Source organism: Paenibacillus ferrarius (genome assembly GCF_002027705.1).
GTDB lineage: Bacteria > Bacillota > Bacilli > Paenibacillales > NBRC-103111 > Paenibacillus_E > Paenibacillus_E ferrarius.
Window position 1 is genome coordinate 191,316 of the sequence record NZ_MBTG01000006.1, and the last position, 13,694, is coordinate 205,009.

Genomic DNA, 13,694 nt, shown 5'->3' on the forward strand with positions numbered 1-13,694 from the left:
TTGCTAGATATCTGAAAAGAGGATTTTGCTATGAAAAAAGGGCTCTGGTACGCTATCCTTGCTTATATCGCATGGGGCTTGCTGCCATTATATTGGAAATCGTTTGAATCGCTGCTCGCAGGGGAGATCTTGTCTCACCGAATTACGTGGTCTTTTGTGTTCATGGCTATTTTCTTGCTGCTAAGCAAGGGGCGCTGGCCGGAAATTCGCAAGATCGCGACGAATGGAAGAATACTGCTGCTCATCGGGGCTAGCGGCATTCTCATCAGCTCGAATTGGCTCATCTTTATTTGGGCTGTCAACAACGGTCATGTGATCGAGACGAGTCTTGGCTACTATATTACTCCGCTGTTTAATGTTATGCTGGCTGTGCTTTTTCTTAAGGAGAAGCCAACGGGCAGTCAATGGCTGGCGGTTGCTCTGGCAGGAATCGGAGTTATCCTGGCAACGATTGATTATGGCCGATTCCCATGGATTTCTCTGACATTAGCATCTACCTTTGGCTTATATAGTCTAGTGAAAAAGAGAGTTTCCTATGATGCCTCTATTGGACTTGCAGGCGAGACGACGGTTGTCTTTCCGATAGCCCTCGCCTATATTATCTACTTGCATGCCGCTCATCAAGATTCCGCGTGGTCATTGCCGCCGATCTCTTTGATCATGCTGCTACTCTCAGGTGTGGCCACTGCGCTGCCCTTGCTGTGGTTTGCCAAAGCGGCTTCCCGTCTTCCGCTTTCGATGCTGGGATTCATTCAATACATTGGTCCATCCATCACATTGCTGCTCAGTATATTCGTATTCAAAGAAAAGTTTTCTCCGATGCTCCTCGTCAGCTTTGCCTTCATCTGGACAGCGCTGATCGTTTATGCATTGGCTTCTATGAAAGTGTCAAGGACCGCCGCAGCGAAGGCGAATTAATAGAACCGTTCGAGAGACTGCTCTCGGACGGTTTTTCATTTGCTTCAGAAGGCGCAGTCAAGCGGCATATGCTGCTCATGAATGGGGCTGCTTCAATAGTGGAAGGAACTGCTTGGCTGCTGGCGAAAAATGTTTATTGCGATGATGGACATAACTGATCCCTCGTAGAAATTGAATGCCTTGGACAGGCACTTTGACCAGCAAGCCATAATTAATTTCCTGCTGAATCGCGAAGCTGGAAACGATGGAGACGCCTAGATTATGAATGACGCCTTGTTTGATGCCTTCCAAATTGCTGATTTCCAAATAGTTGGGAGGGGCGAATCCGTGCTCTTTAAATTGATCTTCCAGGTAAAGACGTGTAGCGGATTTATCCGGTTTGAGAATCAAGGTTTCATTCACCAAGTCTTCCAGTGTGCATTCCTTCTTCTGCGCCAGTCTGTGCAAAGGATTCACGATCAGAACAAGTTCATCTTGATAAAAAGTCGTCCGTTGATAGCGGGCTTCGTCAATCCGTACCCGATCGGACAGCACTAAGAAATCCACTTTATTCGTATCGAGCATGTGAAGCAGGTGGTTGGAAGACGTGATATTCATATTGATTTTAATATTGGGAAATGCCGTTGAATACGTGCGCAGCATGCTGGGAAGCAGGTAAACTCCGACAAAGTTGCTTGCCCCGATAGATAAGGTTCCGAAGGATAGATCCTCCAGCTGCCTCATATGGTCCTTAGCCGAGTGAAGCAAATTAATGATTTGTTCAGCGTAGGGTTTGAATTGCTCGCCTTGCTTCGTTAAGTACAGTTTTTTTCCGATTCGGTCAAAAAGGGGAACGCCTAATTCTTCTTCGATGCTCTGAATCTGCATACTGACAGACGGTTGAGAGCAATAGAGCAGCTCAGCGGCCTCCGTAAAATTAAGACATTCGGAGAGCGTAATAAAGGTTTGTAATTTGTTTACGTTCATAATGCCTTGTCACCACAATTCATTCAGTAAACTATCATTCATGAAATAACTATAAGATTATCTTATTATAATCAAAATACAATCAAATTGTATAATAGTAACTCGATTCTTATAATGAAAGTGTTGCCAGGTAATTAAGGGGATGTCAAATGATGTGGATAGGAGTGATTATTAAGCAGGAAGTGAGAAACCGGCCTCATCGTTATACTGGTTTGAAAGCGAATACATTAATGAGTTGAGGAGAATGTACGATGACCCAAATCCTAGCTGCCACGGAAAAGGATGGCAAGGAACCACCTCTCCAGAAGAAAAGCAAAGTGGAAGATTTGATGAAAAAGTGGGGAATCCCGCTTGCGGCTGTTGTAGGGCTGCTTTTATTTTTCATGCCTACGCCGGCAGGGCTGACGATAGAAGCTCAGAAAGCGATTGCTATTTTTACAGCTTCATTGATTCTTTGGATAACGACACCGATTCCGATTTATTTAACATCGATTATGGCTATTTTGCTGCTTCCGTTAACCGGAGCTGTGAAGGATCAGGAGATCGCCTTCGGGACATTAGGCTTCGACGTCATTTGGCTCATGGTGGCAGCCTTCATCCTTACTTCAGCCATGATGAAATCGAATCTGGGCCGAAGATTTGCTCTATGGATGGTCACGAGCTTCGGGCAAACACCCAAAAGGACGCTGCTCGTCCTGATCATTATTAACTTTGTGCTCGCTTTTTTCGTCCCTTCGACAACGGCAAGAGCTACACTGATGGTGCCGATTTGCTTGATTTTGCTGGAGGTATACAAAGCTATGCCTGGTAAAAGCAACTTGGGCAAAGTGATGATGCTGCAAGGGGTCCAAGCGGATGCGATTGCAACTTCCGGCGTGATGACCGCCACCTCAGGCAATATTATCGCAGTTGGCTTCATTAATGAACAAGCAGGCGGCCATATTGGTTATATGGATTGGTTGCTCGCTTCCATGCCTACGGCAATCATTACAATGGTGCTGACATTTTTCATCGGACTCAAGCTATTTTCTTTCAAAGGGGAGTCCAATTTCCAAGATGCCATGGGCATGCTGAAGGATGAATTAAAGAAACTGGGTTCCTTTTCATTGAATGAAAAAAAGGCATTAGTCATCTTTGTTTGCACCGTTATCCTATGGGCTACTGGAGATTATCAGAAAGATTGGTTTGGCTTCGCTATCAGTACGGAGCAGACGGCCGTGCTTGCCGCGCTCTTCTGCCTGCTTCCCCGAATTGGGGTGCTGACCTGGAAAGAAGCCAACATCAAATGGGAGCTTATGATCTTCGCAGCCGGAGCTTATGCGGTCGGCAATGCCCTTGATAAATCCAAGGGTGCGGAGTGGATCATCAAGAATGTTGTCAGCTTTTTGGGACTGGAGCATATGAATCATGTCTTGGTGTACGTGGTGGTTGTGTTCCTAAGTATGTACAGCCATCTCATCTTCACGAGCAAAACGGTGCGTGTAACGATCTTAATCCCAGCGTTTATCGCCTTAGCCAAGTCCCTAGGAATGGACCCAGTGCCTTTGGCGTTAGCTGCTGCGATGACGATGACCTATACGATTACACTGCCGCCGCATTCCAAAGTGAATACGATTTATTTCGGAACCGGCTATTTTTCCGTGCTGGATCAAGTGAAATATGCGATTGTGACGTGCTTTATCGGTGCAAGCGTAATCAGCTTATCCATCTTTACCTGGTTTAAAATACTGGGATTATAAAACACATTTTCGGAGGAAACCATGCTAAAAAGAAAAGTGATTTTGGCCATTGCTGACGGTGTGGGAGACCGTCCTCATCCTTTGCTCAACCATGAAACGCCTTTGGAATATGCGCAAACGCCTAATTTGGATTACCTTGCGACTAGAGGGATAACCGGCATGATGAACTTAATTAGTCCTGGTATCCCGGTAGGTACTGATATGGGGCATCTTATCCTGTTCGGCTATCAGCCGCATCATTACCCTGGGCGTGGACCGATTGAAGCTTTGGGAATCGGCATGACCATTAAGCCTGGAGATGTTGTGCTGCGGTGTAATTTTGCGACGGTAGACGAGAAGGGAATCGTAATTGATCGTCGGGCAGGCCGAATACGTAGGCAAACGAATCTGATCGCTGAGGCTGTCAGCGGCATGGTGATTGATGGGGTAGAGGTCTATGTCAAAGAGGCGACGGAGCATCGGGCTGTTTTGGTGTTGCGGGGCGAGGGCTTAAGCGAGAAAATCAGCGATTCAGATCCTAAAGCCCCGAATGACGGGGTGCCGTATTTAGAAGTAGAGCCGCTGGATGCCTCCGAGGAATCTATCAGAACTGCTTCTATCGTTAATCGCTTCCTTATACAAGCGCATGAAATCTTGATGCATCATCCTGTAAATCAAGAGCGGATGGAGCAGGGGAAGCTGCCTGCGAATTTTATTCTGACTCGGGGAGCGGGACGCATGGCTGAGCTTGAGCCTATCGCCGAGCAGTTTCAGATCAGAGGGAGTTGTATTGCAGGGGAAAGCACGGTTCTCGGCGTTGCTCAGCTGGCAGGGTTCAAGATGATCACCGACAGCCGGATGACGGGAAATATCGATACGGATATCCACTTGAAAGCCAAACTAGCCATCGAACAAATAGCTGAAAATGATATCGTCTACGTGCATATGAAAGCACCCGATGTGAAAGGGCACGATAACCTGCCGTTCGAGAAAGCCAAAGCGATCGAGCTGTTCGACCAGATGGTGGGCAACATCCTGCAAATGCTGCAGGACGATACGTACCTTGCCCTTGCGGCAGATCATTCCACCCCGTGTGAAATCGGGGAACATACCGGTGATCCCGTTCCGATCCTCATTTATGGTCCCAGTATTCGAAGAGACAGGGTCATGGCCTACAATGAATTGGACTGTGCTTACGGGGGGCTAGGGCATATGTCCGGAACTGATTTCGTTAGGACCTTGCACGGTTTAATGGGCATTGTGAAGAAGCAGGGGAATTGATTTTTTCTGTCTAAGGGGAAAAAAGGGGGCTTTCGCAGGCTTCGGGCTGCGAGCTGTGGAAGCCTGCGCTTTGGCAGGCTTTCAACTATTTTGACCTGATTGGTCGGAAATGCCTGCATTTTGGCACGCTTTCAGCTATTTTCACCTGATTTGATCGGAAATGCCTGCACTTTGGCAGGCTTTCAGACACTTTCACCCCATTTGATCGAAGAAGCCTGCACTTTTGCAGGCATTCGACGTGAGGGTGTGGCTGGTTGGAATCTCGCTGGAATCTCACAGGAATCTCGCCGAAGCCGGCAGATTGCCTCGGAGCGTCTATGCCGCGATTTTTTCGCGAATTCCTGCGAATATGCATCCTTTTCGTCCTCAGAATCAGCAAAATCGTGAAAAGCCTGCGATTATGCATCTTTTGGAGAGCTTTTCCCGAATTCAGGAAGGAAAAGCTCAAAAAGCCTGCATAATCGCAGGCTTTCTGCTATTTTCACCCGATTTGCTCGAAAAAGCCTGCACTTTTGCAGGCTTTCAGCGTGAGGGCTGTGGCTGACTGATTGGCTGGCTGCTATCTCGCTGGAATCTCACAGGAATCTCGCCGATGCCAGCAGATTGCCTCGGAGCGTCTATGCCGCGATTTTTTCGCAAATTCCTGCGAATATGCATCCTTTTCGTCCTCAGAATCAGCAAAATCGTGAAAAGCCTGCGAATATGCATCTTTTGGAGAGCTTTTCCCGAATTCAGGAAGGAAAAGCTCAAAAAGCCTGCATAATCGCAGGCTTTCTGCTATTCTCACCCGATTTGGTCGAAAATGCCTGCACTTTTGCAGGCTTTCAGCGTGGGGGCTTTGGCTGACTGGCTGGCTGCTATCTCGCTGCTATCTCGCTGTAATCATCCCGAAGCTGCTAGATTGCCTCGAGTGCATCTATGCACTCATTTTAATCATCTAAGAAATCCGACGCTCCACGGCCTCAATAGCTTTCCCGCGAGTCGCAGCATCCACTGGACCGCCGTGAGCTAGCTCAAGCGCCCATAGGACTGCGCCCGTGGCTGGCGGGACTTGGAGAATAATGAACTGACAAGTATGATCGGTCATGCTAGTCACATAGTCCTTATAGGTTTGCAGCAGCAAAGGACTTTCGGCTTTAACCCAGACAGAGCCTGCCAGGATGATGTCGACGTGTTGTCCGAAATCCAGATTGTGCATACAGCCAACCGTGGAATAGGCCAATTGCTTAGCTGTGTTATCGAGAATCGCTAGAGCTATGGCATCTCCCTGATCGGCGGAGGCAAATAGAATTTGCACCAGCTTGGTGATGGGAAGGCTTCGCTTCAGCATGCCATCGAGGGCAAACTCCATGAACAACTCTTTGCGGTCAATTTGCAGCAGCTTCATGACAGGGCTCTTCAGCTCAGTTTCTGGTCCCATGCGGTAGAGAGAATCATAGACGGCTCGAAGGACTTTGCGGGCCAAGAAGAATCCGCCGGCTTCATCGCCGGATAATTCGCTGCCCACGCCGCCCACTTGCAGGCGGTTGCCGCTGGGGGAAATCCCCCCGGTTACGGTGCCGGAGCCATTGATGGAACAAATGCCGTAACCTTGCGCACTGCCGGCTTTGACACCGAGGAACGAGTCGTTGTCCAGTGCATAGTTCGTGAAACCAATGCGCTCAATGACCTCGCACAATTGCTCCTTCTGGGAAGGGATGTCCGCACCCGCCAATCCGAAGGCACCAGCTGCAATATCCGCCATAGTCAACTGATTGCGTGTCAGTAAATGCTGGATATGCTCGTTCATAATGCGGAAAGTGCTAACGTAAGCATCCTTGAACTGCTCATGACTGCAGGTGCTGGTATGAATGTGATCAATAAAATTCCCCTGTATATCAAACAAGAAGTAGTCGGTTTTGCTATTCCCGCCATCGACGCCAATGATATAGTTTCTACTCATAGCTTTTACTTCTCTGCATTGAAAAATTGAGGAAGATATGCTTTATGGGCTTCCTTCAATTCATTGAAACACTGATGGGCAGCATTGTAATCGCCAACTAGCGGATTCATTAACAGCGCGCGCATTGCAGCATCTTCACTGCCGTTCACGGCTGCGGCTACCGTTTCGCGCTCATAAGCTTTGACCATACGCATGTAATCAATGATGTGTTGGTTGTTGAAGTCTTTCACTTTGATCGGTTCAGCGCCATTTTTCCCAATGATGGCACAGACCTCAACGGCGTCGGTGTCTTCCATGAAGTCCAGTGCGCCCTTGTTAAGGAGGTTAACGACGTGAACCTCTTGTTTGTCGTTATAGATAGCATCGACCAAACTGATGGCTACTTCTGAGTAGTTAGCGCCGCCGCGAGTGGAGAGCAGCTCCGGTTTGATGTGCAGCTCCGAATCCAAGTAGATATTGAGCAGCTCTTCCTCGATTTGCATGCATTTCTCGCCGCGCGTCAATTCGCTTTCTTTCAGCAATTTCAGCTTCTTCTCTTTGAAGTAATAATATTCCATATAAGAGGAAGGGATAGCTCCCACCATTTGAATGACTTCTTTGCTAAAGCCGCTGGAAGGGATGTTTTTCATCGCTTCGCTGTTAAGTCCCATTTCAAGGGCGGTTTTCACATATTCTTTGCCGTCCTGTTCAATTGCGGTAATCCAGCTTAGATGATTAAGTCCCACATAAGTGAAATTAGGATGGTCTAGGTGCAGCGTTTCACGAATGCTTTTGAACATATTGTAAGGAACGTTGCATAGGCCCAGCATCTTCACATCGGAATGATTCAGCAGGGCTTCGGTAATAATGCCGGCAGGATTAGAGAAATTAATGAGCCAAGCATCCGGACACAGCGCTTTCATCCGATCGGCAATATGGAGCATAACGGGAATGGTGCGCATAGCTTTGAAAAATCCACCGATACCGCATGTTTCTTGACCGATTAAATCATATTTCAATGGAATGGTCTCATCGAGCACACGGGCAGGCAGCTTGCCTACGCGGATTTGTGACAATACAAAGCTCGCATCCTGCAGCGCTTCATCCAGGTTCTCAGTAAGAATGACGCGGCAGGGCATATTCGCAGCAAGGATCATACGTTCACATAGCTTTCCTACAATATCCAGCTTCCTTGCATCAATATCCATCAGAACAAGTTCAGCTATCGGCAGCGCATCTTTTCGCTTAATCATGCCTTCAATCAGTTCTGGGGTGTAAGTGCTTCCTGCTCCAATGATGGCTATTTTTAACGTTGAATTCATTCCCGTATTCACCCTTCCTAGTTAACTCAAGTATGCCATAATTATAGCACCGTATTTTCAAAATCTGCAATATAATTTGGAATTTAATTTTAATTTGATAGTTTTATTTTGAAATAAAAATTTATTTACTGGTATGCCAAATTCCGTCAAATTTAGATATTCATCTTGTTTTTTTTGGAAATTATACGTATGATGAAAGTGAATTTCAGCTCTGAAACTCTAGGATGAGTAGGGAAAACATATGTCCATTAACGATAATATTTTGATTAAAATCCGGGAAATGAAAGATAGCTTAACACCGGTAGAGAAGCTGGTAGCGGATTATATTTTAGAAAATTTAGAAGATATCCCGCATCTTTCCATCAAGAGTCTTGCTCAATTAACGAAGACCAGCGATGCATCCGTGCTCCGTTTCTGCAAAACGATGGGGTACAAAGGGTACCGCAACTTTATAGTGAGTATTTCAGCGTCTATTGGTTCTATGGATGAAGAACAGCGGGATCAGTATACGGATATCCAGCCTGGAGATGACTTGTCCATTATTATCTCTAATATTTCTCGGAATAATAGCAAATCGATCGAAGACACCCTCAGTGTCATTGATAAAAACGAAATCGCGCGGGCGGTTAAAGTGCTGTGCGACAGCAATCGCATCGTATTTTTTGGAATCGGCGCTTCCGGTTTGGTCGGTATTGATGCGGAGCAGAAATTTTCGCGAATTAACAAGATGTGCCATACTTATACGGACGGGCATAGCCAGCTTACGGCGGCAACACTTTTGGGCAAAAGTGATGTGGCGATCTTTATTTCGAACTCCGGCAGCACGCTGGAAATTCTTGAAGCGCTCGAAATTGCCAAGAAGAACGGTGCCTGCATTATCGCGATCACGAAATATAACAAAAGCGAATTAGCGGACAAGGCGAATATTGTCTTAAGCATTTCGACGCCTGAATTAACGATCAGGAGCGGTGCCATGGGATCGCGCATTGCGATGCTGACGGTTATTGATATTCTTTTTGCCGGAGTTGCCAGCAGTGAATACAAGCATGTGAAGAAGTATTTGAGCAAAACGCATGATATTATCGCCAGCAGCAAGCATCGGCGATAATGAATAAGGCAATGGCAGGGAAAGATAAAGCCATTGTCTTTTTTTGTTGTAATTTAAAATAAAAAATCAAATTTTTATTGTAAAATAAAATAAAATTTCAAAATGTATTGACCATGATGAAATTTTTCGTTAGTATACAGGTATGAAATTCAAACAAACAGGACAGGAGGATGGCTATGGATGAGTATCTGTCAGGATTGACTACGGAAGAGATTAATGAAAATACGCTGACGATAGATGAATGTACAACGGAACAAATGCTTCGTTTGATGAATGAGCAGGATGCAAAGGTGCCTAACGCTGTGGCAGCTGAGATACCGCAGATTATGAAAGCGGTTGATATTTTGCATCAGGTTCTCAAAAACGGTGGCAGAATGTTTTACGTAGGAGCAGGATCCTCTGGCAGACTCGGTGTGCTCGATGCTTCTGAATGTCCGCCGACTTTTGGGATTGATCCGCTGCTGGTGCAAGGTCATATTGCCGGAGGCGATGGGGCGTTAAGAACAGCAGTTGAAGGCTTTGAGGATAACGCAGAGGAGGGGGTCGCACTCATTGAACGATGCGGCGTGACCGACAAAGATGCTGTGATTGGAATTACAGCCAGCGGAAGCGCACAGTTTGTCATTGCAGGCTTGAAGAAGGCAAGAGAGCTAGGGGCTGCAACGATTGGCGTTGTGAATAACAAGGATTCCAAATTAGTTGCTGTCTGCGATGTATGTATCGCGCCTGTTGTTGGGCCGGAAGTCATTATGGGATCTACCCGATTGAAAGCGGGGACAGCACAGAAGCTGGTTCTCAATATGCTGACAACATGTACGATGGTCAAACTTGGAAAGACATACAACAACCTCATGGTCGACATGAAGGCAAGCAATATCAAGTTGTATGACCGTTCCGTACGCATTATCAAGATAGCGACAGGTGTAGAAGACAGCGTAGCCATTTCTTATTTGGAAAAAGCTTCGATGAACTGCAAGCTAGCGATTATGATGATCAAAACCGGCATGGAAGCTCAAGAAGCTGAGCAAGCCTTGAACCAATGTGACGGAAGCTTAAAAAAAGCAATAAGTACCTTTATCAAAGTTGTATAAAAAGCGCATTATAAAAAAGGTTCCTATACTGGGAGGTATGCTTTTTATGAAAAGAAAAATGCACGTATTAGCATCTGTCGTCGCTTTAACTATGGCTTTAACTGCTTGTGGAGATAAATCCAGCAACAATACGGCAAGTACTACGACGCCAGCTGCATCGGCAAGTACTTCAACGGCTAAAGATACCATTACAGCGCTGCTTCCACCGGTTTCACCTAACTTCCAGAAAAATTTCGAGCAAATTTCTAAGGATTTTACGGCTCAGTATCCGAATCTAACGTTGAAAATCGAACCAGCGAGCTGGGAAGATGTGAAGCAAAAATTGGATACGCAGGTCAATGCAGGCAGCCCGCCGGATATCGCATTCGCTGGTTCTGACAGCATCTCCAAATATGTAGAGCAAGGTCTGCTTATGGACATCACAGGCACAGCGACACCTGAAATGGTAGGCGATTATGACAAAGCGCCTCTCGAATATATGAAGAACGGCAAAGGGCTATACGGATTCCCAGCTTATATGGAAGTACATGCTTTGGGCGGAAACAGGGAGTTCCTTGAGAAAGCCGGCATTGATTGGAAGAAAGTACAGCAAAATGGCTGGACTTACGACGAATTCCGTCAAGCGATTAAAAAAGGTGTTGTAACGGAAAACGGCAAAACACGCTATGGCTTTGTGTTTGCGGTTAAAGGCGTTGCAGCGATTGACTACCTGGGCGTTATGGCGAAGAATGCCGGGATGCCTGCCGCTTTCAATAAAGACTTGAAATATGCCTATACGAGCAAAAACTACCTTGGCTTGCTGAAAGATCTTCGCGCCTTGATCGATGACGGCTCCATGCCGAAAGAGCTTAGCTCCGTAGACGCGGGGAAACGTTGGAACATGTTCTTGACGGGTCAAACGATGATCACAGGTAAAGGTCTTGCAACGTTTGAGAACTCCGCCAAAACGAACAATGCCAAAATTAAAGCGAATGACGGAAGTGCCGTGAAAGACAGCATTCCGGTGGATTATATCGTATTGCCAGCTCCAACGTTCCAAGGCGCGAAGCCGTCTTCCTCAACAGTTGTTGATGGATACTTGACATTCCGCGGGAAAAAGGAGCCAACAGCTGAGCACAAAGCGAACGTTGTCAAAGCAGCTTACTTCTTAGCTAGCGGTAAAGTTGCCGCGACAACGAACAACGATCTATTTGCTGCTGGCATTACACAAAGTGGGCGCAAAGCAGCTGAAAGCATGAAAATTGACAGAATGCCTGAGAACGTAACGGCTGTTGAAAACATGCTCAAAAATGCAACGCCAGCACGTCCTGATATCCCTTCTGATCTTGGTGCCAAAGCCATTAAATTGGAAACAGAAGTTATTGTTCCTAAATTCCAAGGTCTAATTGCCGGCGAAGTTACGCCTGAAGCGATGTATGAGGCTGTTAAAGCAGCTGCCATTGCAGCGTTTGGCGATAACGGAATTGTAAAAGACTAAATGAAACTGTAAGCCTTTCGGATAGTCCTGTTGACCAAACATGACTATCCGAATTAGTTTAAACCAAGTTTTCTGAAAGGGGGGTTTGACAGTATGGCTCATATCGCCGGATCGATGAAGAAGAAGAGATTCAAAGCAATTAAAGGAGAAGGAGCATGGGGTTATGCGTTTATTGCCGTCGCCTTAGTCGTGTTTGCGATGTTCACCGCATATCCAGTCGTAAGCGCCTTTATCATTTCTTTGCAGAAATATAAGCCACTAGGTTCTACCTATGTTGGATTAGAGAACTATACCAACACGTTGAAAGACGCTTTGTTTTGGAAAGCAATGCGGAATACGCTCGTCTATACGGTGTTGACGGTCCCTGTCAATTTACTCCTGTCCATGGCTATTGCGGTCTTGGTTCTGCCGCTCAGGAAGAAAACGCAGTCATTCTTCAAAGCCGTGTATTATTTGCCTGTTGTTGCTTCAGGCGTAGCTTTGTCGGTTGTATGGCTGTGGATCTTCGACCCTCTGGAGGGCGGTATTCTCAACCAACTCATGCGTTTCTTCGGTCTCAGCAATCAGAACTGGCTGGGCTCCAGCAGCACGGCGATGTTCTCTTTAGTTCTGATGTCCTGGCTATCCAGTCATGGCACAAGCATTATCATCTATTTGGCAGGTTTGCTGGGCATTGATGATTCCTATTATGAAGCGGCAGAGCTCGATGGTGCGAACTTTTTTCAGAAGCTGCAGTACATCGTGATTCCAAGCTTGAAACCAGCTACCTTATTTCTCTTGGTGACCGGAGTTATCGGTTCCTTCCAAGTGTTCCAAAACGCTTATCTGATGACAGGCGGCGGACCGAACAATGCAACAACGATGGTTGGCTTACTGATTTTCAATAATGCGTTCACGTACTTCGAATTCGGAAAAGCAGCGGCGCAATCCTTGATTCTAGCAGTTATCATTGCAGGAATTTCGGTAATCCAGTTTAAATATGCAGGCAAAGACGTCGAGTATTAAGAGAGGGGGATAAATAATGGCTTTATACAGTAATCACGCAGGGAATCCGAAGGTAAAAACCATTCGAAATTCAATCATTTTTATCGCCCTTCTACTTTTTGCTTTGGCGACCATATTTCCTATTTACTTCATGGTGATCTCATCCTTCAGTGATCCGGTCGAAGCCGGGGCAGTGAGCTATTCCATTTTACCAAGCAAATTTACATTCGCATCGTTTAAGTATTTCTTTGATTACAGTGAGTACTCGTATCGGTGGATCTTAAATTCCCTGATCGTAGCTGCGACTGTGACGGTTTCCAATGTGATTTTTGCCAGCATGGCCGGTTATGCATTTTCCAAGCTTCGCTTTAAAGGAAGAGGTTTGCTGTTCGGTTTGCTGCTAGTTTCGATGATGATTCCTTATCAAGTAACGCAAGTGCCTTTGTACATTCTGGTAGTTAATGTATTTGAGCTTCAGAATACGTATACGGCATTAATTATGCCGGGTATTGTTACGGTTTATAATATTTTTCTAGCCAAACAATTTATGAGCAGTATTCCTACGGAAATTATCGAATCTGCCAAAATCGAAGGCTGCAACCAGTTCCAGATTTACTATCGAATTATTCTGCCTTTGTCCAAAACCGTCATGGCCGTTATGGCGATTCTGACCTTTATGGACAGCTGGAACACCTTCTTTTGGCCGCTTCTCGTCACAAATACGATGGATATGCAAACCATTCAGGTCGGCTTGAAAAACTTCCGATTTGCCAATACAACGTTTATCGCGCCAATGATGGCAGGGGCAACCATTTCTGCACTGCCAATGTTCATTCTTTTCTTCAGCCTGCAAAAGTACTTCTTGGAGGGTGTAACCGTAGGAGCGGTGAAGGGATAAAACAAAGGCG

The 13,694-nt window shown here is 46.1% G+C and carries 12 protein-coding genes; 9 read left to right on the forward strand and 3 right to left on the reverse strand.

Going from position 1 to position 13,694, the window contains the following annotated elements; translation table 11 throughout:
* Positions 1 to 30: 30 nt before the first annotated feature.
* Complete coding sequence (gene rarD, locus BC351_RS08135; protein WP_079410556.1) at positions 31 to 918, forward strand: EamA family transporter RarD; 888 nt, start codon at positions 31 to 33, stop codon at positions 916 to 918.
* A gap of 75 nt (positions 919 to 993) precedes the next feature.
* Here rarD and BC351_RS08140 read toward each other — a convergent pair whose 3' ends face one another.
* Positions 994 to 1,884: a LysR family transcriptional regulator gene (locus tag BC351_RS08140; RefSeq protein ID WP_079410558.1), complete on the reverse strand. Its 891-nt coding sequence runs from the start codon at positions 1,882 to 1,884 to the stop codon at positions 994 to 996.
* 251 nt (positions 1,885 to 2,135) lie between these two features.
* On the opposite strand from BC351_RS08140, the gene BC351_RS08145 reads away from it, so the two are divergent.
* The 3 genes from BC351_RS08145 to BC351_RS08155 all read left to right on the forward strand — a co-directional run bounded on the left by BC351_RS08145 (position 2,136) and on the right by BC351_RS08155 (position 5,427).
* A complete protein-coding gene (locus BC351_RS08145) occupies positions 2,136 to 3,623 on the forward strand; it encodes an SLC13 family permease (RefSeq protein WP_079410561.1) in 1,488 nt (495 codons plus the stop codon).
* A gap of 21 nt (positions 3,624 to 3,644) precedes the next feature.
* Positions 3,645 to 4,883 (forward strand): 2,3-bisphosphoglycerate-independent phosphoglycerate mutase, encoded by a 1,239-nt coding sequence (locus BC351_RS08150; RefSeq protein ID WP_079410563.1) that lies wholly within the window; start codon positions 3,645 to 3,647, stop codon positions 4,881 to 4,883.
* A 223-nt stretch (positions 4,884 to 5,106) separates the two neighbouring features.
* The gene (locus BC351_RS08155; RefSeq protein ID WP_079410566.1) at positions 5,107 to 5,427 is read left to right on the forward strand and encodes a hypothetical protein; all 321 of its coding nucleotides are present in this window, start codon (positions 5,107 to 5,109) and stop codon (positions 5,425 to 5,427) included.
* Positions 5,428 to 5,820: 393 nt separating this feature from the next.
* Here the strand turns inward: BC351_RS08155 and BC351_RS08165 are convergent, their stop codons facing one another.
* A complete protein-coding gene (locus BC351_RS08165) occupies positions 5,821 to 6,825 on the reverse strand; it encodes an N-acetylglucosamine kinase (protein ID WP_079410571.1) in 1,005 nt (334 codons plus the stop codon).
* A gap of 5 nt (positions 6,826 to 6,830) precedes the next feature.
* Positions 6,831 to 8,126, reverse strand: a complete 1,296-nt coding sequence (locus tag BC351_RS08170; protein WP_079410573.1) for a 6-phospho-beta-glucosidase — start codon at positions 8,124 to 8,126, stop codon at positions 6,831 to 6,833.
* 241 nt (positions 8,127 to 8,367) lie between these two features.
* Between BC351_RS08170 and BC351_RS08175 the strand changes: the two genes are divergently transcribed.
* The 5 genes from BC351_RS08175 (at position 8,368) to BC351_RS08195 (ending at position 13,684) form a co-directional block, all read left to right on the forward strand.
* Positions 8,368 to 9,234 carry a MurR/RpiR family transcriptional regulator gene (locus BC351_RS08175; RefSeq protein ID WP_079410575.1) on the forward strand — a complete coding sequence of 289 codons (867 nt, stop codon included), beginning with the start codon at positions 8,368 to 8,370 and terminating at the stop codon, positions 9,232 to 9,234.
* Between the two features lie 176 nt (positions 9,235 to 9,410).
* Complete coding sequence (gene murQ / locus BC351_RS08180; protein WP_079410577.1) at positions 9,411 to 10,325, forward strand: N-acetylmuramic acid 6-phosphate etherase; 915 nt, start codon at positions 9,411 to 9,413, stop codon at positions 10,323 to 10,325.
* 46 nt (positions 10,326 to 10,371) lie between these two features.
* Positions 10,372 to 11,802 carry an ABC transporter substrate-binding protein gene (locus BC351_RS08185; RefSeq protein ID WP_079410579.1) on the forward strand — a complete coding sequence of 477 codons (1,431 nt, stop codon included), beginning with the start codon at positions 10,372 to 10,374 and terminating at the stop codon, positions 11,800 to 11,802.
* Positions 11,803 to 11,895: 93 nt separating this feature from the next.
* Positions 11,896 to 12,807 carry a carbohydrate ABC transporter permease gene (locus BC351_RS08190; RefSeq protein WP_079410581.1) on the forward strand — a complete coding sequence of 304 codons (912 nt, stop codon included), beginning with the start codon at positions 11,896 to 11,898 and terminating at the stop codon, positions 12,805 to 12,807.
* A 16-nt stretch (positions 12,808 to 12,823) separates the two neighbouring features.
* Entirely contained in the window at positions 12,824 to 13,684 is an 861-nt protein-coding gene (locus tag BC351_RS08195) for a carbohydrate ABC transporter permease (RefSeq protein ID WP_079410583.1), read from the forward strand.
* The last annotated feature ends 10 nt before the right edge of the window (positions 13,685 to 13,694 follow it).